Here is a 21,000-nt window from a genome sequence, read left to right on the forward strand (position 1 = left end):
GGGTTTCCTAAAAGTTCGCCCAACGAGCGCGCCCGGTTCGAGGATCGAACCCGGCTACCCTTCCGCCTCAAAACCCGGCTTTTCGGGAGGCCGGCCCCGATCTATTCTCGGGGTCGTCTTTTACGCTCAAACCCGGGTGTTTCCCGATCGAGCGGCGGAGGAGCCATGGAGCGGCCTCGCAGGGAAAAATTCGCGCTGGTCCTTCAGGGCGGCGGCGCCCTCGGCTCCTATCAGGCCGGCGCCTATCAGGCCTTGCAGCAGAACGCTCTGAGTTTCGATTGGGTGGCGGGCGTCTCGATCGGAGCGATCAACGGCGCCCTCATCTGCGGCAATCCGCCTGAGCTGCGCGTCGAGCGCTTGCGGCGGTTCTGGAACCAGACCTCGAGCAATCTGCTCGGGAGGCCGCTCGCCGAAGACGAGACCTCGCGCCGGCTGTTCAACGAGGCGAGCGCCGCGATGACGGCGGCTTTCGGCGTTCCCGGTTTTTTCGCTCCGCGTTCGCCGCCGCTGCTTCCCGGCTGGCCCGGCAAGCCTTCCGAACTCGGCCTCTACGACGCCGGCAGCCTGCGCGAGACGCTGAATTCGCTGGTCGATTTCGACCTCTTGAACGCGGGCGCAATGCGCTACAGCATCGGCGCGGTAAACATCCAGACCGGCAATTTCCAATATTTCGACACCGCTCGTCACAGGATCGGGCCGGAACATGTCATGGCCAGCGCAGCGCTGCCGCCGGGCTTTTCCCCCGTTGAAATCGCGGGCGAATATTATTGGGACGGCGGCATCGTCTCCAATACGCCTCTCCAATATGTGCTCGACCTGGAGGAAGACGGCGACGATTATTGCGTCTTCCAGCTCGATCTCTTCAGTGCGCGCGGCGAATTGCCCAGGACGCTTCTGGAGGCGGCCCAGCGCGAAAAGGACATCCGCTATTCGAGCCGCACCCGGTTCAACACCGACGCGCTGTGCGAAAGGCGCCGGCTGCGGGCCATGATCAGAAAAGTCTGCGCCAAACTCCCGGTCGAACTGCGTGACGACGCGGATTGGCGCGCCCTCAGCGAAACGGGAGGCGAGTCGGCGACGACCATCGTGCATCTCATTCATCGCCGCGCCGCCTATGAAAGCGCGTCGAGGGACTATGAATTTTCGCGCCTCACCATGGAGGAGAACTGGTCGGACGGTCGCACGGATGTCGAAAAAACCTTGAACCATCCTGCCTGGATCCACCGCAGGCGACCCGCCGGAGGGGTGCAGGTGTTCGATCTCACCCGCGTCGCTTAGCGTGAAGTGGGGGCGGTCTAGCGAACGTATTACGAGCGAAGCGAAGCAATCCGGTGGCGCAGCGCTCAATTTGGCGTGTAACCTCATGCATAACTAAGCAATGTCCTGCCTTTGACGCCTGGATTGCTTCGCTTCGCTCGCAATGACGGGTGGTTAGACCTGGAGATATTTTCATGAAAATAGATGAGGTTCGCCGCCGCGCCTTCGCCATGCCTCTGACGAGCCCGGCCTTTCCCAAAGGACCATACCGTTTCTACGACCGCGAATATTTCACCATCACCTATCGCACCGACCGTGAGGCGCTCGAACGGGTGGTTCCCGAGCCGCTGACCTTCGACGAGCCGCTGGTCAAATATGAATTCATCCGCATGCCGAATTCCACCGGCTTCGGTGACTACACCGAGTCCGGCCAGGTCGTTCCGGTGGACTTCAACGGCGTCGCCGGAAGCTATTCTCACGCCATGTTCCTCAACGACGGGCCGCCCATTTTCGGAGGCCGCGAACTGTGGGGCTTTCCCAAGAAATATGCCCAGCCCACGCTCAGGATCGCCACCGACGCGCTCATCGGGACGCTGGACTACGGTCCGGTGCGCGTCGCTACGGGGGCGATGGGCTTCAAGCATGAGGCGCTGGACAAGGCCGCGATCGAGCGATCGCTGGCCGAACCCAATTATCTCCTCAAGATCATCCCGCATGTCGATGGATCGCCGCGGATCCTGGAACTGGTCGATTATCGGCTCGAGGATGTGGTGGTGAAAGGAGCCTGGGCCGGTCCGGGCTCGCTGGAGCTGCATCCGCACGCCCTCGCGCCCGTGGCTGACCTCCCCGTGCGCGAGATCGTCTCCGCTGTTCACATCATCGCCGATCTCACGCTGGGGCTCGGCAAGGTGGTGTATGATTATCTGGACTGAGCCAAGCTTGCGCCCGGCTTGCTAAAACTGCAACGCCGTCGCCTGTTTCACTCCGGGAAGATCGCGCAGGGCCGCGATGGTCGCCGGGGGCGCGGGGCCGTCGATCGCGACCAGCGCCACGGCCGCGCCGCCCAGTCGATCGCGCCCCAGCGCGAAAGTCGCGATATTCACACCGGCATCCCCCAGCAGTCCCGCGAAACGCCCGATGAAACCGGGTTTGTCCTCGTTGGTCACATAGATCATCGAGGGGGCGAATTCGGACTCCACCGCGATTTCGCCGAGCCGCACGATGCGCGGTCTCCCATCGTGAAACACGGTTCCCGAAACCGCGATTTCGTCCTTCGAAGTTACGGCGCGCACCGTGATCAGGGATTCGTAGTCGCTTTCCACCGCTCGCGCGATTTCCTCGACCATGACGCCGCGCTCCCTCGCCATATGGAGGGCGGAAACCGGATTCACCTGATCGAGGAAAACCCGCAGCATGCCGCACGCCGCGGCGGCGGTTATGGCCTTGGTCTTTTGTTCGGCGACCGCGCCATCATATGTGATCGAGAATTTTTCGATTCCCGCGCTGGCGATCTGGCCGAGGACAGCCCCGAGCTTTGCGCCCAGCTCCACAAAGGGGCGCAGCAGCGGCGCTTCTTCCGCCGTGATCGAGGGAAAATTCACCGCATTGGCGACGGCGCCGCGGGTCAGATAATCGGCCATCTGCTCGGCGACCTGCAGCGCCACTTTCTCCTGAGCTTCGTGGGTGGAGGCGCCGAGATGCGGCGTGCAGACGACGTTCTCCCGTCCGAACAACGGGCTGGACGTCGCCGGCTCCACGCTGAAGACATCGAGAGCGGCGCCGGCGACATGGCCGCTGTCGAGCGCCCTGCAAAGCGCGTCTTCGTCGACGAGGCCTCCTCGCGCGCAGTTGACGATGCGGACGCCTTTCTGCGCCCGGCTGAGATTCTCCGCAGAGAGAATGTTGCGGGTCTGGGGCGTCAGCGGCGTGTGAAGCGTGATGAAATCGGCGCGGGCCAGAAGCTCGTCGAGCTCCACTTTCTCCGCGCCCAGCGATTTGGCGCGCTCCGACGAAAGGAACGGATCGAAGGCGACGACCCGCATCCTGAGGCCGAGCGCGCGAGCCGCGACGATCGAGCCGATATTGCCGCATCCGATGATCCCGAGCGTCTTGCCCGCGATCTCGACCCCCATGAAACGGTTCTTCTCCCATTTGCCGGCCTGGGTCGAAGCGTCCGCGGCCGGAATCTGCCGCGCGAGCGCGAACATCAGCGCGATGGCGTGCTCCGCCGTGGTGACGGAATTGCCGAAGGGCGTGTTCATGACGATGACGCCGCGCGCGGTGGCGGCGGCGACGTCGACATTGTCGACGCCGATGCCGGCGCGGCCGATGATTTTCAGCCGTCCGGCCTTGGCCAATGTATCGGCGGTGACCTTGGTGGCCGAGCGGATTGCGAGCCCGTCGTAATCGCCGATGACGGCTGCAAGCCTTTCTTTGTCCTTGCCGAGCGACGGCTGGAAATCGGCTTCGACGCCCCGGGCCTTGAAGATCTGAACCGCGGCCTGGGAGAGCGGGTCGGAGATGAGGACGCGCATTGGCATTGGATGCTCCTCGTGCAAGCGCAGGCGCGCGCGGCGAAGCCAAGCTGATTAAGCGCGGCGCGCCTCGGCGTAGGCCCAATCTATCCACTGGGTCAGTATCGCGACGTCGGAAGCCTCGACCGTCGGTCCGCACCAGATCCGCAATCCCGGCGGCGCGTCGCGATAGGCCGCAAAATCGAAACCGGCGCCCTCCTGCTCGACCAGCGAGACGATCCTGCGCGCGAAATCGCGCTGGCGATCTTCCGTCAGGCCGAGGATTTTCGGCTCGGCGAAGCGCAGACAGACGCTGGTGTTGGAGCGCGTAGCGGGATCTCTGGCGAGAAAATCGAGCCACGGCGTTTTTTCGACCCAGGCGGCGACGGCCCGGGCGCTGCGGTCCGCCCGCGCCATGAGTTCCACCTGCCCGCCGACGCTCTTCGCCCAGCCGAGCGCGTCGAGATAGTCCTCGACGCACAAAAGCGACGGCGTGTTGATCGTCTCCCCGCGGAATACGCCTTCGTTGAGCTTGCCGTTTTTGGTCAGCCGGAAGAGTTTCGGCAGCGGCCAGGCGGGACTATGGCTCTCGAGCCGCTCGACCGCGCGCGGCGAGAGTATGAGCATGCCATGCGCCGCCTCTCCGCCCAGGGCCTTCTGCCAGGAGAAGGTCGCGACATCCAGCTTGGAGAAATCGAGCGGTTGCGCGAAGGCCGCGGAGGTTGCGTCGCAGATCGTCAGCCCTTCGCGGTCCGCCGGGATGAAACCGGCATTGGGGACGCGCACGCCCGTGGTGGTGCCGTTCCAGGCGAAAACCACGTCGTTGCGAAAATCGATCTGGCTCAGATCGGGCAATTCGCCTGGAGGCGCCGTCAGGTTTCTGGCGCCCGGAATTTTGAGCTGCGCCAGAACGTCGGTCGCCCAATCCCTGGAAAAACTGTCGAATGTCAGGACGTCGACGCCGCGGGCGCCGAGCAGCGACCACAGCGCCATCTCCACCGCGCCGGTGTCGGACGCGGGCACGATCCCGATTCTGTAGTCCGCCGGCGGCTTCAGTATCTCCCGGGTGAGCTCTATGGCGCGGGCGAGCTTCTCCGCCCCCGCCTTGGCCCGGTGGGAGCGCCCGAGCGTCGCATGTTCTAGTCCGCGCAGCGACCAGCCCGGCCGTTTTGCGCAGGGACCCGAGGAAAAATGAGGGTTTTTGGGAAATGCGCTCGGTTTCGGATTCAACATCTGACCGCTCCTGGAGCGCATTTGCGCAAAAGTGGGCGCGCCTTTGTGTCGAGAATGCGCTCCACCAATATGACTTGGAACGATTTCTCACCGACCGGAGGTTTCCATCCGGTCGGAAAACGCTTCAGTCCCGCATGGCGCGAAACATAAGCGCCGGGCCGTGACGGCTTCAAGAGCGAGCGGGCGATCGAGCCGCCGGCCGGGCGGATTATTTGGCCATGAAGTCCCGAACCACGAAAGCGATCCCCGACAGCAGCCCCCAGATGACGAGGGCAGGGACGACCACGATCGCCCATTCCCACCATCTCCGCGGATAGGTCGATTTTTCCGCGAGAGCAGGGCGCAGGAAGGAAACGAGATAGGCATTCTGGGTCTCGAGGCCGAGGCGCGCGCTTTCGAAATTCGCCGACGCGAGGATATATTGCTGACGGGCCAGATCGAGCTCGACCTGCTGGCGGGACAGGGCCCCGAGGCGCTCGGCCATGCTTTCCGCGCCGGAGTCCTTGCCGCCCCCGGCGATCTGGCGGGTGTAGTCTTCGATCTGGTTCTTCAGGCTGGCGATGCGGGCGTTCAGGATCCGCACCTGGGGCGCATCGGGATTGCTGGCCCCGCCGGACAGAGTCGCGAGGCTTTCCTCGGCGTGCGACAGCTCGATCCGCAGGGTTGTGATGACCTTGGTGATGGCCTCCGCCGCAGCGGTGGCGTCCAGCACGCCTTGTTTGTCGCGCACCTCGCGCATTTGCTCGGTCGCCCCGCGGAGCCGGTCTTCGGCCCGGGTCAGCTCGGATTGGGCCAGCCTGAAGCTGTCCTTTCGCGCCCTGGTGGAAAGATCGTTCACGAGGCTTTCCGAAAGTTCGATCGCCTTTTTCGTCATGGCGAGCGAGTCTTCGGGAGTAAAGGCGCGAATCTCGAGATGGATGATTCCCGAAAGCGGCTCGATCGACACGTCCATCCGCTTTTTGAGATATTTCACCAGATCCTCGATCGCGTCCCCTTTCTTGAAGCGGGAGAAGTAATCGACGTCCGGGCGGGAATAGATGCGCCGCAGATCGAGGGCCTGATTGAGCGCCTCCACCATGGTGCGGCTTTTGATGTAATTGACGATGATCTGGGCGTCCTGCGCCGACTGCGACGCCGGCGCACCCATCATGCCGCCGAGCATGTCGAGCGGAGAGCTTTCCGCCGAGCGCAGGGAGAATTTCGTCTCCGTGGCGTATTGATCGGACGCCATCAGCCCCCAATAGATCGAGGCCGCCAGGAAAGGCAGGAGCACGACGACGACGAAGCTCGCGATCAAGCCCATGCGGAAGGCGCGTGCTCCTTTGCGGGCCTGAAAGCCTGCGCCGCCCGAGATGATTGCGGCTGGAGCCCGAGCCTTGCGGGCGTTTCGCCGCAGCGCGCGGGAGATGGACTCCCGGAGCGCGCGGGGATCGTCGACCTTGACCGGAATTTTGGCGTCGATGTCCGAAGGACTCATAAATTGCGCTCCGCCCGTCTTTCGGACCTCACGAGTTTATCTTTTTGTAGAGTTCGATAGCGTCGTCGATATTGGGAAACAAGTGCAGGCGTCCTCCTGCAAGCACCAGGCCGCGGTTGCAATATTCCTTGAGCGTATCCATGTTGTGCGAAATCATTATAATGTCCGAGCGCTTTTTTCTCTTGTCGAATTCCTGCTTGCAGCGGGCGGCGAAACGGGCGTCGCCCACGGCGGTGACTTCGTCGATGAGGTAGCACTCGAAGTCGATCGCCATCGAAAGCCCAAAGGCGAGGCGCGCCAGCATGCCCGACGAATATGTCATGATCGGAACGTCGATATAGGCGCCGATTTCCGCGAAATCTTCGACGAAATTCACGGTCCGCCGCACGTCGTGCCCATAGACGCGGGAGACGAACACGATGTTTTCGCGCCCCGTCAGTCGCGGATGGAGGCCGCCGGAAAAGCCGAGCGGCCAGGATATCCGGGCGGAACGCCGCACGCTGCCGCTGTTGGGGAGCTCCGTGCCGGCCAGCACCCGCATCAAGGTGGATTTTCCGGCCCCGTTCACGCCGAGAATCCCGTAGCTGCGGCCCGCCATGAAATCCAGGCTGATATGGTCGAGGACGACTTTGAGATGTCCGTTGGTGCGGTAATATTTGAAGACGTTGTCCAGTTGGATCATTTCGTTTCCGGCGGTCCAGAGCGGGATGCGAAAACGGCCTACCGGCGCGTTCCGCACGCCGGCGACGATTTCGCCAGATTAAATACGTCGATGCGCATTTGTCTTTCCGAAAATCCGGCCGCTCCGGCGGGCATGCGCCTAATCCTTTTTCTTGGCGAAGTTGTGACCCGTCGGCCCGCTCGTTCTTCGGACGGAATTATTCAAGGATATGAATACTAGTTTTATCAATGACTTGTCCCTCTTCCTCGCTGCCGGAGGCCGGCGACGCCCGCGCCCGCGGTTTCGGCTGCGCTCCGGCTTTCTGACCTCCACGCTTTAGGGCTTGTTGAGATTCATCGCGAATTGATGAGCGCGGCGGCGAGGCGGATCATGGCTGTGAAGCTTTGATCGGTTTTGTCGGCGCGCAGGGCGATCCGCTTGAACTCCTTGAGTTTGCCGAAGAAGTTTTCGATGAGGTGACGGGCTTTGTAAAGCTCGATGTCGATGGCGAGAGGCGCGTTTCGTCTTGGATGTTGGGAGATGACGATTTGCGCGCCGCGCTCGTTCAGTTCGGCGACGATCCAGTCGCTGTCGAAGGCCTTGTCGGCGAGCAGCGCGCCAAATTCGACGCCCTCGATCAAAGGCGCGACGCCGACCGTGTCGAAGCGTTGCCCCGGCAGCAGAACGAAGCGGACCAAATTGCCGAGCGCGTCGGTGAGCGCGAGGATTTTGGTGGTCCAGCCGCCTTTGGATTTGCCTATGGCCTGGCCCTGAGTCCCCCTTTTGCGCCCTGTCCATGGCGGTGGACCTTGACGATGGTGGCGTCGATCATGGCGTATTCCATGTCTGGATCGTCCGACACGGCGTCAAACATCCGCTTGAACACATCGGCCTTCACCCAATCGCGAAAGCGTTTGAACACGGTGTTCCACTTGCCGAAGGCGGGAGGCAGATCGCGCCAGGGGCTGCCCGTGCGCGCAATCCACAAGATCGCCTCTAAAAACAATCGCCCATCGCTCCCGGTCCGGCCGGGATCGGAGGGCTTGCCAAGACAAAAGGGCTCCAGCTTCGACCATTGGCCGTCCGTCAGACAGAATCGGGGCATTGCAAACTCCTTTCGGAGCTTGAATCATCCTTCCACCAAAATGGGAATCCTGATTCTCAACAGGCCCTAGGCTAGTATCCGGTTAAGGTTGATTTTTTAAAAACGAAGCTTGGCCGCGTCCCCGGGGTCGGCCAACAATCCCCCGGAGAGATATGCTCAGGATAGGAATCAGGCCCGATCATCGCCACGACGGAGCTTCGCCTTTGCGCTTCCCGATCCTGGGCCTGGCGGTCCTGGTCGCTTTTCTCTCGGGCTGCGGCGCGCCGCCGCGCGCGACCTTCGACCTGCGCGACGCCTCGCTTCCCGAACCCACTCACGTTTCGAGCCCGAGACGGAAGGCGCTGGTTCGAGTCGCCGAGCCAGCGGCCGAACAGCTCCTGAACTCGAACCGGCTGGCGATCCGGGAAGCGGGCGGCTCGCTCGGTTATCTCGCGGATGCGCAATGGGCGGATCGGGCGCCCCGGCTGATCCAGGGCAGGCTCGTCGCGCGTCTTCTCCGGGACGGAGTGGACGCCTCGTTCCAGGGCGGCGCGACCGGCTATCAGCTGACGACGGATCTGCGACGTTTCGAGATCGACGCCGCGAGAGGGGTCGCCGTCGTCGAAATGGCGGCGCGGCTGTCGGACGACAAAAGCGGCGCGTTGCGCGGCGAGGCGGTGTTTTCGGGAGAGGCGCCGGCGCCGCACACAATCGGGCCGGAGGCGGCGCACGCCCTGGAGTCGGCGCTCGATCCGGTCGCGGGAGAGCTCGCTCTCTGGGTGAGGCGGCGCATCTAGCCCGCCTGCGCAGAAAAGGTGCGAGCCGGTTTTTTCGCGGCCCCGCCCGGCGGGGCGAAAATAGAACCGGTCAAAGGGACTAGCGCAGCTTTCGGCCCGGTGGTAACTGATCGGCGCAACGATAAGAAAGCGCGCCGCTTTGCTGGTTCCGCGCATCAGGCCTCCCGATTTTCGGGCCGTGGCCGCGGGGAATTGAGCCGAGCTGGCGCGAACGCCGCGAACCACCTCGAGAAAGAGAACCCGACCATGGTGAAGACCTGCCTGGATGATCAGAAGACCCGTTATGGAGCGGAGCCAGGCGGCGGGGCGCCGACGAAGGCCAAGATCACCTTCATCGACTCCCATGGTCAGGAGCGCACCGTCGAGGGCGAGATCGGCTCCACGGTGATGGAGACCGCGCGGCGCAACGACATTCCCGAGATCGCGGCCGAATGCGGCGGGGCCTGCGCCTGCGCCACCTGTCATGTCTATGTCGACCCCGCCTGGGTCGAGAAGGCGGGAGCGCGCTCGCCGATGGAAGAGGACATGCTGGATTTCGCCTTCGACGTGAAGCCGAACTCCCGGCTGTGCTGCCAGATCACGGTCAAGGCCGATCTCGACGGCCTCATCGTGCGGACCCCGGCGCAGCAGGGCTGAGCGCGGGACGGCGAGGCGGGCGCGTGGAAGTCCGCCTTTCGCCCGGTTTGCGGTTGCGTCTTTTCGCTTTTGCTATAGAGCAGTGACCGGGTTGGCGCCTCAGCGCGCCTTGTTTTTCTTGATCGAAAGCTTCCCAACGGGTTGGATTCCCGGAAGGATGGGCGAAAGAGTTTCGCGGCGAAGGATAAAAAATGAGCGAGATGATCGAAACCGATGTCGTCATCGTGGGGGCGGGTCCCGCCGGTCTTTTCACGGTTTTCGAACTAGGGCTGCTCGACATCCGCGCGCATCTCATCGACATCCTGCCCCGCGCCGGCGGCCAGTGTTCGGAACTCTATCCCGAAAAGCCGATTTACGACATTCCCGGCCTGCCGATGGTCACCGGCCAGCAGCTGACGGATAATCTCCTGAAGCAGATCGAGCCCTTCGGCCCCACCTTCCATTTCAACGAAATGGTCGAGACGCTGCAGTCGGTCGGCACGGCCGAGGCGCCTTCTTTCATCGTCGGCACCGACGCCGGGACGCGGCTCAAGGCCAAGGTCGTGATCGTCGCGGCCGGCGGCGGCTCGTTCCAGCCCAAAAAGCCGCCGATCCCCGGCATCGAGTCCTATGAGCACAAGTCGGTCTTCTACGCCGTGCGGCGCATGGAGGATTTCCGCGACAGGGACGTCGTCATCGTCGGCGGCGGCGATTCCGCCCTCGACTGGACGCTGAACCTGCAGCCCGTGGCCAAGAGCCTCACGCTGGTGCATCGCCGCGACGCCTTCCGTGCGGCGCCCCATTCGGTCAACGCCATGCAGGAGCTCGTCGCCAGCGGCAAGATCTCCTTCAAGCTCGGCCAGGTCACCGACGTCAAAGGCGCCGACGGCCAGCTGTCTACCGCGATCCTGAAGGGCAATGACGGAAGCGAGACCGAGCTTCCCTGTCAGCGTCTGATGCCTTTCTTCGGCCTGACGATGAAGCTCGGCCCGGTCGCAGATTGGGGGCTCAACCTCCATGAGAATCTAGTCCCGGTGGACACCGAGAAATTCGAGACCAATCATCCGGGCATTTTCGCGGTCGGCGACATCAATACCTATCCCGGCAAGCTGAAGCTGATCCTGTGCGGCTTCCATGAAGGCGCGCTGGCCGCGCAGCGGGCGCATCGCTACATCTATCCCGAGAAGAAGCTGCTGTTCCAATACACGACGTCTTCGACCAACCTGCAGAAGAAGCTCGGGGTTTCCTGAGCCGGCGATCGGGTCGCTGCGCGCCTCGCGATGACATCGCGAGGCAGACCCAAGGTTCCGCCCGGTCGGAACCGCTCCGATCAGAGCATGTTCCCAAAAAGTGCGAAGCGGGTTTTGGAAAAGAACACGCTCCGTCAATGAGATCTGGAGCGCGTTCGACTGCGTTTAACCCGAACGCGCTCTACGCCAGCAGCCCGCTGCTTTTCGGCGCCAAGGGATTGTCCGTCAGCGCCGCGGCGTCGGGCGTCCCCACCGCCGGCGTTCCGGCGAAGGCGGCGTATAGCCCGGCGACGAAGCTTTCTTCCAGATCCTTGACGATGAACACGATCCGGGTGCGGCGGTCCGCATCCGGCCAGGCTTCCAGCCGGTGCGGCGGATGGAAGACATGCTGGACGCCATGGATAACGACCGGCCGGGCGGGGTCGTCGGTGAGGCCCACTATGCCTTTCACGCGCAAGAGGCGGGGGCCATGCGCCTGGCGCAGAAGATCCAGGAACATATCGAAAGCCGTGGGCGCGAGCGGCGTGTCGCTGGCGAGGCAAAAGGCGCGGATGTGATCGTCATGGCGGTTGGCGTCATGATGATGCGCATGGCCATGGTGATGATGATGGTCGCTCTCGTGACGGGCCTGCGCGACGCTTTCCGCGTTGAGCCACTCCGCCACCCGGGGGATTTTGCCGGTGGGATCGTAAAGGCCGCAATCCAGGATCGCGGTGGGCGTCGCTTCCCCTTCGGCGGCGACCAGAATGCGCGCGCCGGGGTTGAGCCGCCTCAGCCGTTCCATGAGTTCGGGTAGCCGCTCCGCTCCTTCGGGAATATCCGATTTGGTTATGACGAGGCGGTCGGCGACGGCGGCCTGCCTGACCGCTTCCTCATGGGCGTCGAGCGTCGCCGCGCCGTTTACGGCGTCGACCAGCGTGACGACCCCATCGAGCCGGTAACGCAGCATGAGATAGGGATGGTACATGATCGCATGCAGGATCGGAGCGGGATCGGCCAGCCCGGTGGTCTCCAGCACCACGCGGCGGAAGGGCGTCATTCTCCCGTTGTCGCGTTTGCGCAGGAGGTCTTCGAGGGTCGCGACGAGATCGCCCCTTATCGTGCAGCAGACGCAGCCCGAACTCATCAGGATCATGTCGCCGTCGATCTTTTCCACAAAGAGATGATCGAGGCCCACCTCGCCGAATTCGTTGATCAGAACCAGCGTATCGGAAAGCTCCGGCGCCGCCAGCAGCCGATTGAGCAGCGTCGTCTTGCCGGCGCCGAGGAAGCCGGTGAGCACGGTGAGCGGCAGCGGCGGCGGCGGGCGTCGCGGCGAGGAGGATTGCTCGGCGTTCATCGGGCGTCGCCGGCCTCCGCATTGCCTGCCGCGGCGTTGTCATGCCCCTTGGCGCCCGCGGCGGCGTGATGGCCCTTGGCGGCGTTTTTGGACTTGGCCTTGGCGGCGTGTTTTTCGGCTGTCGCGGCGGCGGGCTTTTCCGCATGGTGGGCGGGTTTCGCCGCAGCGGTTTTCGCGCCGGCTTTGCCTTTGCCGGAGGCGCTCTTTCCGGCGGGCGGCTTCGCCTGTGGGGTCTTCTCCGGTTCCTCGGCGCCCGCGGCGGGTTCAGCTTTGGCCGCCTTGGCGAGTTGCGCCTTGCCATGGCGGCCGTGGCCGCGCAGAGGCTTCGCGTCCGGGGCGGCGCGCGAGATCGGCGAAGCCCCCGCCGCCTCGTTTTTATCCGAGGAGTAGGCGGCGACCTCCGCATCCGCTCCGATCGCGACGCCGGCGGGCCGGGCTCGCGCAACGGGTCCCTGATAGCCGGGCGCGCGGCCGGCGAAGACCGGCACGGGCTGGAATTGCGGGCGCGGCAAACGGGCGAGATCCTTGACGCTCACATGCTGCTGGCCGCCGGCCAGGGCGTCGACCACGGCGTTGCCGGTCGGCGGCGCGGTGATCGGTATCGACATGTCCTCGACCTCGGCCAGAAATTCCTCATTGGCCTTGGCGCGATGGCGGCAGACGGAATCCCGCATGTTCGGGGCGGTCCCGCCCGGACCGAAGCCCGGCAGCGCCTCCGGCGTTCCCATGGGCGAACCCGTCTGGAACGCGCGATCGAGCAGGGACGCGGCTTTGGCGGTGCGGGCTCCCGGCGACGGCGCTCCCAGGACCACGGCGATGAGCTTCTGGCCGCCATGGGTGGCCGAGGCCACGAGATTATAGCCGGCGGGGCAGGTGAAGCCGGTCTTCATGCCGTCGGCTCCCGGATAGCGGCCCAGCATTCCGTTGTGGTTGGGCACGATCTGGCCGGCGAACTGCATGGCGCCGACATTGTAGAGTTCGGCGGATTCGGGAAATTGCAGAAGCAGGGCCCGCGCCAGCATCGCGAGGTCGCGCGCGGAGGTGACATGGCGGTCGTCCGGCAGGCCGTTGGGGTTGACCCAATGCGACTCCCGCATGCCGAGCGTCGCCGAAGCCTTGTTCATTTCGTCGGCGAAAGCCTCGACCGAGCCGGAAACGCCTTCGGCGATGGTGACGGCGACGTCGTTGGCGGATTTCACCATCAGCATGATGAGGGCGTTGCGGAGAGTGACCTCCGACCCTGGTCTGAATCCCATTTTCGAGGGCGCCATCCTCGCGGCCCGGGCCGAGACGACCAGAGGCGTGTCCATCGTCAGGCGGTTTTGCCGCACCGCGTCGAGCGCCACATAGACGGTCATCAATTTGGTCACGGACGCCGGATACCAGACGGCCGTGGCCTGATCCTGCTCGAGGATCTGTCCGCTGGCGACATCCACCACGATCGAGGGCGTGGCGCGCGCGGGAGCAGCCAAACAGGCCGTAAGCGCCGCGCCTGCGGCGAGGGCTCCGGTGAAAACGCGATTAACCAATGGACGCATCCGATGTCTTCTCTTCTCGGTTTCCGCGCGAAATCTCGTCGCCGTGAGACAAGGATAAAGGGCAAAGCGCGCGGGTTCAAACTCCACCGCAAATGCGGCAAAGGCGTGCCCAGCCGCGATTTTCTCGATCGGACGGCCCCTTTTTAGCCTCTTTTAGGCTGATTCCATGCTATTTCTTGTGCTGGAAGCTGCGCTCTGAGGTGAAGACTGCGGTGATCGACAAACTGGAATTTTTTATCACCGTCGCGAAGGAACGCAGTTTCTCGCGCGCGGCGGAGCTTTGCGGCGTTACGCAGCCCACGCTCTCGGCCGGAATAAAGCAGCTCGAGGACATGCTCGGCGTCCTGCTGGTCAACCGGTCCTCCCGTTTCCACGGCCTGACCGCGGAAGGCGAGCGCGTGCTGGTGTGGGCGAAGCGCATCGTCGCGGACGCGCGGGCGATGCGGCTGGAGGTGCGGAACCTGCGCGAAGGGCTTTCAGGCCAGCTCAAGATCGCCGTCATCCCGACCGCCGTCGGCATTCTTTCCGCTCTCGCGGGCCCTTATCTCGAAAAGCACCCCGGCGTGCGATTCAAGGCGCTCTCGGCGTCCTCGTCCGAAATACTGACGATGATGGACAATCTCGATATAGACGCGGGGCTCACCTATCTCGACAACGAGCCTTTGGGGCGCGTGCGCTCGACGCCTCTTTACGCCGAGCGCTATCGCCTGCTGACGGTCGCAGGCAATCCGCTGGCCGATCGGGAAACCGTGACATGGGCGGATGTCGGGAGCATCCCGCTCTGCCTGCTCACCCCGGACATGCAGAATCGCCGGATCGTCGAGGCTCTGGTCGGCGAGGCGGGCGGCGCGATCGAGCCCGTGATGGAGTCGAATTCGGTCCTGCTGCTTTTCGAGCAGGTGAAGGCCGGACGATGGGCCACCATCATGCCCGAGAAACTCGCGGAAACGCTCGGCATCGGCGGCGCGCTGCGCTCCATTCCGATCATAGCGCCGGAAGCCGTGCATCAGATCGGACTGGTGGTTCCCAACCGCGATCCGATGATTCCCCAGGTGGCGGCCCTGCTGGCGGAGGCGAAGAGGCTAGCCCCGTTGCTGGTGCAAAAGGGTTGATAACAAAGCCCTGACAGGCTTGATAGGGAACGCCTATCGTTCCACGATTCAAGTCTATTGATCGGGCGCGGCTTTTGCTGCACTGTCATAATAATAAGGAAAATGGCGGATTTCGCAACCGCTAAGGCTAAGATGTCGAGGGAATGAAATGTCCGCAGGAGTGCCGTGGGACGCCGCCCGGGCGCAGGAGATCATCTCCGCCCATCTCGGGTTGGAAGGTCCCGCATTGCCGATTCTCCACGCCGTGAAAAAAGAATTCGGCTACGTGCCCGAGGCCGCGGTGCCGCTGATTGCGGACGCCTTGAACGTCTCCCGGGCGGAAATGCATGGCGTCGTCACCTTCTATCACGAGTTCAACCGCGAGCCACACGGCCGCCATGTCCTGAAGATCTGCCGCGCGGAAGCCTGTCAGTCCCTCGGCGCCGAAAAGCTCGCGCGTGATTTTCTCGCGCAGCTGAAGATCGAATGGGGCCAGACGACCCCCGACGGCGCGCTGACGGTCGAGCCGATCTATTGCCTCGGCCTTTGCGCTCACAGTCCTTCCGCCCTCTACGACGACGAGCCGATGGGATGGGTGGACGCCGAACGCCTCAATGAGATCGCCGCGGAGGCGCAAAACAAATGACGAAGGTTTACGTCCCGCTGGATTTCGCGGCGCAGGCGATGGGCGCCGAGCGCGTCGTCGCCGCGATCGAAAAGGAAGCCGCCCTGCGCGGCGTCAATGTTCAGATCGTGCGCAACGGCTCGCGCGGTCTTTTGTGGCTGGAGCCCCTCGTCGAGGTCGAGACGACGGAAGGCCGCGTCGGCTACGGCAATGTGAAGCCGTCCGATGTGCCGGCGCTTTTCGATGCCGGTTTTCTCTTCGGCGGCGCGCATTCATCCTCCATCGGCAAGGTCGAGGAGCACCCCTACTGGAAGCGCCAGAAGCGCATCACTTTCAAGCGCTGCGGCGTCATCGACGCGCTGTCGCTGGATGAATATATCGCGCATGGCGGCTTCAGGGGTCTCGCCCGCGCTTTCGCCATCGGCCCCGAGAAGACGATCGAGGAAATCGCCACTTCCGGCCTGCGCGGCCGCGGCGGCGCCGGTTTTCCGGTCGGGATCAAGTGGAAGACCGTCCACGACTGCAAGGCCGACCGCAAATATGTGGTGGTCAACGCGGATGAGGGCGACTCAGGCACATTCGCCGACCGCATGATCATGGAAGGCGATCCCTTCTCGCTGATCGAGGGCATGATCATTTGCGGCCACGCCATCGGCGCCGACAAGGGCTATGTCTATCTGCGCGTCGAATATCCGCAGACCGCCAAGGTTCTCGGTAAGGCGGTGGAGCTCGCGCGCGCGGCCGGCTGGCTGGGGCCGAAGGTGAACGGCTCCAATGATTTCGCTTTCGACGTCGAAGTGCGCATCGCCGCCGGCGCCTATGTTTGCGGCGAGGAAACCTCGCTGCTCGAAAGCCTCGAAGGCAAGCGCGGCATCGTGCGCGCCAAGCCGCCGTTCCCGGCTTTCGAAGGCCTGTTCGGCAAGCCGACGGTGGTCAACAACGTCCTGTCCATCGCGACCGCGCCGATGATTCTCGAGGACGGCGGCGCCGCCTATGCGTCCTACGGCATGGACCGTTCGCGCGGCACTATTCCGCTGCAGATCGCCGGCAACGTCAAATTTGGCGGGTTGTTCGAGGCGCCTTTCGGCCTCAAGCTCAGCGAGATCGTCAACGACATCGGCGGCGGCACGCTGTCGGGGCGGCCGGTAAAGGCCGTGCAGGTCGGCGGTCCGCTCGGAGCCTATGTCCCGGTTTCGCTATTCGACACGCCTTTCGACTATGAGGCTTACACCAAGGTCGACAGCCTGATCGGCCACGGCGGCCTCGTCGTTTTCGACGACACGGTCGACATGTCGTGGATGGCCCGCTTCGGCATGGAGTTCTGCGCCGTAGAAAGTTGCGGCAAGTGCACGCCCTGCCGCATCGGATCGACCCGCGGCGTCGAGACCATCGACAAGATCCGCGCGGGCGAGAACGTCGCGAGCAATATCGATCTGCTCAAGGATCTGTGCAACACGATGAAATTTGGTTCGCTGTGCGCGCTGGGAGGGTTCGCTCCCTATCCGGTGGAAAGCGCATTGCGTCATTTTCCGGAAGACTTCCAAAAGCCGGCCCTTGAAGCCGCTGCCGAGTGAGGTGCTGACCATGAGCTTGATCAAGGAAATCGATTACGGAACCCCTCAATCTAAGTCGTCCAAGGAAGTGACGCTTACGATCGACGGCCTCTCCGTCACTGTGCCCGAGGGCACTTCGGTCATGCGCGCCGCAATGGAGATCGGGACCGAAATCCCGAAGCTCTGCGCTACGGACAGCATCAAGGCCTTCGGCTCCTGCCGCCTTTGCGTCATCGAGGTCGAAGGGCGCAACGGCACCCCGGCCTCCTGCACGACGCCGGTCTCTCCCGGCATGGTGGTCCATACCCAGACCCCCCGGCTCAAGGCGATCCGCCGCGGCGTGATGGAGCTTTATATCTCCGACCATCCGCTCGATTGTCTGACCTGCGCCGCCAATGGCGACTGCGAGCTGCAGACCATGGCGGGCGCGGTCGGCCTGCGCGACGTGCGTTACGGCTACGACGGCTCCAACCATGTGTTCGCCCGCAACGACGGCTCGGCCAATTTCAACTGGAAGCCGAAGGACGAATCGAACCCCTATTTCACCTATGATCCCTCCAAGTGCATCGTATGCAATCGCTGCGTACGCGCCTGCGAGGAGGTGCAAGGCACCTTCGCCCTGACGATCAGCGGGCGCGGCTTCTCCAGCCGCGTGTCGCCCGGCATGGACGAAGCCTTCATGGAGTCGGAATGCGTGTCCTGCGGCGCCTGCGTGCAGGCCTGCCCGACCGCCACCCTGACAGAAAAGACGGTGATCGAGGTCGGCCAGCCCGAGCATTCCGCCGTCACCACCTGCGCCTATTGCGGCGTCGGCTGCACCTTCAAGGCCGAAATGCGCGGCGAGGAAATCGTGCGCATGGTCCCCTGGAAGGACGGCAAGGCCAATCACGGCCACAGCTGCATCAAGGGCCGTTTCGCCTATGGCTACGCCTTGCATCGCGAGCGCATCCTCAATCCGATGATCCGCGACACGATCGACGAGCCCTGGCGGGTGGTCTCCTGGGAGGAGGCGATCGCCTTCACCGCAAGGCGGTTCAAGGAAATCCAAGCCAAATACGGCAAGAACTCGGTCGGCGTCATCACCTCGTCGCGCTGCACCAACGAGGAAAGCTATCTCGTCCAGAAACTGACGCGCGCCGGCTTCGGCAACAACAACACCGACACCTGCGCCCGCGTCTGCCATTCGCCCACCGGCTACGGCCTCAATCAGGCTTTCGGCACCTCGGCGGGCACGCAGGATTTCGACTCGGTCGACGACTCCGACGTCATCGTGGTGATCGGCGCCAATCCGACCGACGCCCATCCGGTGTTCGGTTCGCGCATGAAAAAACGTCTGCGCGAGGGCGCGAAGCTGATCGTGGTCGATCCGCGCCGCACCGACCTCGTGAAGTCGCCCCATATCAAGGCCGACTATCATCTGGCGCTCAAGCCCGGAACGAACGTCGCCATCGTCACTGCGCTCGCCCATGTCATCGTCACGGAAGGCCTCGCCAACGAAGCCTATGTGCGCGAACGCTGCGATTGGGACGAGTATCAGGACTGGGCCGCATTCGTCGCGGAGGAGCGCAACAGCCCCGAGGCTGTGGAGAAGCTCACCGGCGTTCCCGCCGCTGACATCCGCGCCGCCGCGCGTCTCTACGCCACCGGCGGCAACGCCGCGATCTACTACGGCCTCGGCGTGACCGAGCACAGCCAGGGCTCGACCACGGTCATGGGCATCGCCAATCTGGCGATGGCGACCGGCAACCTCGGCCGCCGCGGCGTCGGCGTCAATCCGCTGCGCGGCCAGAACAATGTGCAGGGCTCCTGCGACATGGGTTCTTTCCCCCATGAGCTGCCGGGCTACCAGCATATTTCCGGCGAAAAGGCCCGCGCTGCTTTCGAGGCGGAATGGGGCGTCACGCTGGATCCCGAGCCCGGCCTGCGTATCCCGAACATGTTCGACGCGGCGGTGGACGGAACCTTCAAGGGCCTCTATGTGCAGGGCGAGGACATCCTTCAGTCCGACCCCGACACAACCCATGTCTCCGCCGGCCTCGCCGCGATGGAGCTGGTGGTGGTGCAGGACCTCTTCCTGGTCGAGACGGCGAATTACGCCCATGTCTTCCTGCCGGGCGCGAGCTTCCTCGAGAAGGACGGCACTTTCACCAACGCCGAGCGCCGCATCCAGCTGGTGCGGAAGGTGATGAGTCCCAAGAACGGCTACGGCGACTGGGAAATCACCCAGCTCATCGCCAAGGCTCTGGGCCTCGACTGGAACTACGACCATCCCGGCCAGATCATGGACGAGATCGCGCGGGTGACGCCGAGCTTCAGGGGCGTGTCCTTCGCCAAGCTCGACGAAGAAGGCTCGGTGCAATGGCCCTGCAACGACGAGAATCCGCATGGCGTGCCGATCATGCACATCAACGGCTTCGCGCGCGGCAAGGGCAAGTTCGTCATCACCGAATATGTGCCGACCGACGAAAAGACGGGGCCGCGCTTCCCGCTGCTGCTGACCACCGGCCGCATCCTCTCGCAATATAACGTGGGCGCGCAGACGCGGCGCACTCACAACAGCGAGTGGCACCCCGAGGACGTCCTGGAAATCCATCCGCACGACGCCGAAAATCGGGGCGTGAAGGACGGGGACTGGGTGAAGGTGCAGAGCCGCGTGGGAGAGGCTTCGCTGCGCGCGCAGATCACCGACCGCGTAGCGCCTGGCGTGGTCTACACCACCTTCCATCATCCCGTGACTCAGGCCAATGTGATCACCACGGACAATTCCGACTGGGCGACCAATTGTCCCGAATACAAGGTCACGGCCGTTCAGGTTTCGGCCTCCAACGGCCCGACCGAATGGCAGGAAAAATACCGCGAACTCTCCGAGAGGAGCCGTCGCATAGCGGGCGCCATCGACGCCGCGGAATGACCGAGGTCGTCCCGGCGCCTGTCGTCGAAGCGTCATGCCTCGCGCGTCGCAATGAAGCGACCGCAGAGGCGACGAGGTTGATCCCGGAGGAAACGCCGATCGCGTTCACCTTCGGGGGAACCACCCATGCCGTCATGATGGCGACCCCCGCGGATCTCCAAGATTTCGCGGTGGGTTTCGCCATAGCCGAGGGCCTGCTGGACCCCGGCCAAAGCCTCGACGTCGAAATCGTAGCGAGCGACCTCGGCGTCGAGCTTCGAAGCTGGCTGCCTGGCGAACGGCAAAAAGACTATGCCCAGCGCAGACGCACCATGGCCGGTCCGACCGGCTGCGGTCTCTGCGGGATCGAGAGTCTCGAGCAGGCCTGCCGCCCGCCCTCAAAGGTGGAAAGCTCTCTGCAGACAACATCGATCGGCCTCATCGGGGCGATGGATCGGCTTCCCGGATTGCAGAAGCTCAACCAGCAGACGCGCGCGGTGCACGCCGCCGCCTTCTGGATCCCGGAAACGGGGGATTTGCTGCTGCGCGAGGATGTCGGACGCCACAACGCCCTCGACAAGCTCGCCGGGGCGCTGGCCCGCCGCGGCGTCGCCGGCGGCTCGGGCGTCATTCTGATGACGAGCCGGGTCTCGGTGGAGCTCGTGCAAAAGGCGTCCCGCATCGGCGCTTCGATCATCGCCGCCATTTCCGCGCCCACCGCGCTCGCCGTGCGCACGGCGGACGCTTGCGGCATAACGCTCGTCGCTGTAATGCGAGGGCGCGACTTTGAAGTCTTCACCCATCCATCCCGCATTCTCGAACAGGCTCACCTACATGTCGTCGCATAGCTCGGTCGATACACTGGTCAAAATGGCGAACCAGATAGGCGATTTTTTCGGCTCGCAAAAGTCCAACGACAGGGCCGCAGGAATAGTGGACCACATCCAGAGATTCTGGGACCCCCGCATGCGCGCGAACATCCTCGAGCACGTCGCTCACGGCGGCGACGGGTTGAACCCGCTCGCGCTCGAAGCGATCAAGCGACTCGCGCAAGAGAAATAGCGCCGGCGCCTGTCG

The 21,000-nt window shown here is 63.8% G+C and carries 18 protein-coding genes; 11 read left to right on the forward strand and 7 right to left on the reverse strand.

Going from position 1 to position 21,000, the window contains the following annotated elements; genetic code table 11:
- Window positions 1–165 precede the first annotated feature (165 nt).
- On the forward strand, window positions 166–1,278 hold the full coding sequence (locus H2LOC_RS18520) for a patatin-like phospholipase family protein (protein ID WP_136497245.1): 1,113 nt from the start codon (window positions 166–168) through the stop codon (window positions 1,276–1,278).
- A 173-nt stretch (window positions 1,279–1,451) separates the two neighbouring features.
- The gene (locus tag H2LOC_RS18525; RefSeq protein WP_136497244.1) at window positions 1,452–2,189 is read left to right on the forward strand and encodes an acetoacetate decarboxylase; all 738 of its coding nucleotides are present in this window, start codon (window positions 1,452–1,454) and stop codon (window positions 2,187–2,189) included.
- A 21-nt stretch (window positions 2,190–2,210) separates the two neighbouring features.
- Here H2LOC_RS18525 and serA read toward each other — a convergent pair whose 3' ends face one another.
- The 5 genes from serA to H2LOC_RS18550 form a co-directional block, all read right to left on the reverse strand.
- Window positions 2,211–3,797 carry a phosphoglycerate dehydrogenase gene (gene serA / locus H2LOC_RS18530; RefSeq protein WP_136497243.1) on the reverse strand — a complete coding sequence of 529 codons (1,587 nt, stop codon included), beginning with the start codon at window positions 3,795–3,797 and terminating at the stop codon, window positions 2,211–2,213.
- 48 nt (window positions 3,798–3,845) lie between these two features.
- Window positions 3,846–5,003 (reverse strand): phosphoserine transaminase, encoded by a 1,158-nt coding sequence (locus H2LOC_RS18535; protein WP_136497242.1) that lies wholly within the window; start codon window positions 5,001–5,003, stop codon window positions 3,846–3,848.
- A gap of 208 nt (window positions 5,004–5,211) precedes the next feature.
- Window positions 5,212–6,480 (reverse strand): KpsE/RkpR family capsule polysaccharide export protein, encoded by a 1,269-nt coding sequence (locus H2LOC_RS18540; protein WP_136497241.1) that lies wholly within the window; start codon window positions 6,478–6,480, stop codon window positions 5,212–5,214.
- A gap of 28 nt (window positions 6,481–6,508) precedes the next feature.
- Entirely contained in the window at window positions 6,509–7,162 is a 654-nt protein-coding gene (locus H2LOC_RS18545; RefSeq protein WP_136497240.1) for an ABC transporter ATP-binding protein, read from the reverse strand.
- 332 nt (window positions 7,163–7,494) lie between these two features.
- Window positions 7,495–8,246, reverse strand: a protein-coding gene (locus H2LOC_RS18550) for an IS5 family transposase (RefSeq protein WP_202620455.1) whose coding sequence is annotated in 2 segments (ribosomal slippage) — window positions 7,495–7,916 and window positions 7,916–8,246 — 753 coding nt in all. Because the reading frame shifts where the segments join, the coding sequence is not laid out codon by codon here.
- A gap of 152 nt (window positions 8,247–8,398) precedes the next feature.
- Here H2LOC_RS18550 and H2LOC_RS18555 point away from each other — a divergent pair.
- From H2LOC_RS18555 to H2LOC_RS18565, 3 genes are all read left to right on the forward strand, one after another.
- Window positions 8,399–9,022, forward strand: coding sequence for an ABC-type transport auxiliary lipoprotein family protein (locus tag H2LOC_RS18555; protein WP_136497239.1), 624 nt, complete (start codon window positions 8,399–8,401; stop codon window positions 9,020–9,022).
- A gap of 246 nt (window positions 9,023–9,268) precedes the next feature.
- A complete protein-coding gene (locus tag H2LOC_RS18560) occupies window positions 9,269–9,658 on the forward strand; it encodes a 2Fe-2S iron-sulfur cluster-binding protein (RefSeq protein ID WP_136497238.1) in 390 nt (129 codons plus the stop codon).
- Between the two features lie 191 nt (window positions 9,659–9,849).
- Window positions 9,850–10,887 (forward strand): NAD(P)/FAD-dependent oxidoreductase, encoded by a 1,038-nt coding sequence (locus tag H2LOC_RS18565; RefSeq protein ID WP_136497237.1) that lies wholly within the window; start codon window positions 9,850–9,852, stop codon window positions 10,885–10,887.
- Window positions 10,888–11,068: 181 nt separating this feature from the next.
- Here H2LOC_RS18565 and H2LOC_RS18570 read toward each other — a convergent pair whose 3' ends face one another.
- Together H2LOC_RS18570 and H2LOC_RS18575 are read right to left on the reverse strand one after the other, a co-directional pair.
- A complete protein-coding gene (locus tag H2LOC_RS18570; RefSeq protein ID WP_136497236.1) occupies window positions 11,069–12,226 on the reverse strand; it encodes a CobW family GTP-binding protein in 1,158 nt (385 codons plus the stop codon).
- On the reverse strand, window positions 12,223–13,764 hold the full coding sequence (locus H2LOC_RS18575; protein ID WP_136497235.1) for a D-alanyl-D-alanine carboxypeptidase family protein: 1,542 nt from the start codon (window positions 13,762–13,764) through the stop codon (window positions 12,223–12,225). The genes H2LOC_RS18570 and H2LOC_RS18575 overlap by 4 nt, the downstream gene beginning before the upstream one ends.
- A 212-nt stretch (window positions 13,765–13,976) precedes the next feature.
- Here H2LOC_RS18575 and H2LOC_RS18580 point away from each other — a divergent pair, with 212 nt between their 5' ends.
- The 6 genes from H2LOC_RS18580 to H2LOC_RS18605 all read left to right on the forward strand — a co-directional run bounded on the left by H2LOC_RS18580 (window position 13,977) and on the right by H2LOC_RS18605 (window position 20,985).
- Complete coding sequence (locus H2LOC_RS18580; RefSeq protein WP_136497234.1) at window positions 13,977–14,876, forward strand: LysR family transcriptional regulator; 900 nt, start codon at window positions 13,977–13,979, stop codon at window positions 14,874–14,876.
- Window positions 14,877–15,024: 148 nt separating this feature from the next.
- The gene (locus H2LOC_RS18585) at window positions 15,025–15,501 is read left to right on the forward strand and encodes a formate dehydrogenase subunit gamma (RefSeq protein ID WP_136497233.1); all 477 of its coding nucleotides are present in this window, start codon (window positions 15,025–15,027) and stop codon (window positions 15,499–15,501) included.
- Window positions 15,498–17,054 carry a formate dehydrogenase beta subunit gene (locus H2LOC_RS18590; protein ID WP_136497232.1) on the forward strand — a complete coding sequence of 519 codons (1,557 nt, stop codon included), beginning with the start codon at window positions 15,498–15,500 and terminating at the stop codon, window positions 17,052–17,054. The genes H2LOC_RS18585 and H2LOC_RS18590 overlap by 4 nt, the downstream gene beginning before the upstream one ends.
- 10 nt (window positions 17,055–17,064) lie before the next feature.
- Window positions 17,065–19,944 carry a formate dehydrogenase subunit alpha gene (gene fdhF / locus H2LOC_RS18595; RefSeq protein ID WP_136497231.1) on the forward strand — a complete coding sequence of 960 codons (2,880 nt, stop codon included), beginning with the start codon at window positions 17,065–17,067 and terminating at the stop codon, window positions 19,942–19,944.
- Window positions 19,941–20,771, forward strand: coding sequence for a formate dehydrogenase accessory sulfurtransferase FdhD (fdhD, locus tag H2LOC_RS18600; protein WP_136497230.1), 831 nt, complete (start codon window positions 19,941–19,943; stop codon window positions 20,769–20,771). The genes fdhF and fdhD overlap by 4 nt, the downstream gene beginning before the upstream one ends.
- Window positions 20,758–20,985, forward strand: coding sequence for a formate dehydrogenase subunit delta (locus H2LOC_RS18605; RefSeq protein WP_136497229.1), 228 nt, complete (start codon window positions 20,758–20,760; stop codon window positions 20,983–20,985). The genes fdhD and H2LOC_RS18605 overlap by 14 nt, the downstream gene beginning before the upstream one ends.
- Window positions 20,986–21,000: the final 15 nt, after the last annotated feature.

The organism is Methylocystis heyeri, assembly GCF_004802635.2.
In the GTDB taxonomy this organism is placed as follows: domain Bacteria; phylum Pseudomonadota; class Alphaproteobacteria; order Rhizobiales; family Beijerinckiaceae; genus Methylocystis; species Methylocystis heyeri.

Coding starts and splice junctions, on each gene's coding strand:
- H2LOC_RS18555 (WP_136497239.1), top strand. CDS start 8,399: ATGCTCAGGATAGGAATCAGGCCCGATCATCGCCACGACGGAGCTTCG.
- H2LOC_RS18565 (WP_136497237.1), top strand. CDS start 9,850: ATGAGCGAGATGATCGAAACCGATGTCGTCATCGTGGGGGCGGGTCCC.
- H2LOC_RS18560 (WP_136497238.1), top strand. CDS start 9,269: ATGGTGAAGACCTGCCTGGATGATCAGAAGACCCGTTATGGAGCGGAG.
- H2LOC_RS18590 (WP_136497232.1), top strand. CDS start 15,498: ATGACGAAGGTTTACGTCCCGCTGGATTTCGCGGCGCAGGCGATGGGC.
- H2LOC_RS18540 (WP_136497241.1), bottom strand. CDS start 6,480: ATGAGTCCTTCGGACATCGACGCCAAAATTCCGGTCAAGGTCGACGAT.
- serA (WP_136497243.1), bottom strand. CDS start 3,797: ATGCCAATGCGCGTCCTCATCTCCGACCCGCTCTCCCAGGCCGCGGTT.
- H2LOC_RS18585 (WP_136497233.1), top strand. CDS start 15,025: ATGTCCGCAGGAGTGCCGTGGGACGCCGCCCGGGCGCAGGAGATCATC.
- H2LOC_RS18605 (WP_136497229.1), top strand. CDS start 20,758: ATGTCGTCGCATAGCTCGGTCGATACACTGGTCAAAATGGCGAACCAG.
- fdhF (WP_136497231.1), top strand. CDS start 17,065: ATGAGCTTGATCAAGGAAATCGATTACGGAACCCCTCAATCTAAGTCG.
- H2LOC_RS18525 (WP_136497244.1), top strand. CDS start 1,452: ATGAAAATAGATGAGGTTCGCCGCCGCGCCTTCGCCATGCCTCTGACG.
- fdhD (WP_136497230.1), top strand. CDS start 19,941: ATGACCGAGGTCGTCCCGGCGCCTGTCGTCGAAGCGTCATGCCTCGCG.
- H2LOC_RS18545 (WP_136497240.1), bottom strand. CDS start 7,162: ATGATCCAACTGGACAACGTCTTCAAATATTACCGCACCAACGGACAT.
- H2LOC_RS18535 (WP_136497242.1), bottom strand. CDS start 5,003: ATGTTGAATCCGAAACCGAGCGCATTTCCCAAAAACCCTCATTTTTCC.
- H2LOC_RS18570 (WP_136497236.1), bottom strand. CDS start 12,226: ATGAACGCCGAGCAATCCTCCTCGCCGCGACGCCCGCCGCCGCCGCTG.
- H2LOC_RS18575 (WP_136497235.1), bottom strand. CDS start 13,764: ATGCGTCCATTGGTTAATCGCGTTTTCACCGGAGCCCTCGCCGCAGGC.
- H2LOC_RS18520 (WP_136497245.1), top strand. CDS start 166: ATGGAGCGGCCTCGCAGGGAAAAATTCGCGCTGGTCCTTCAGGGCGGC.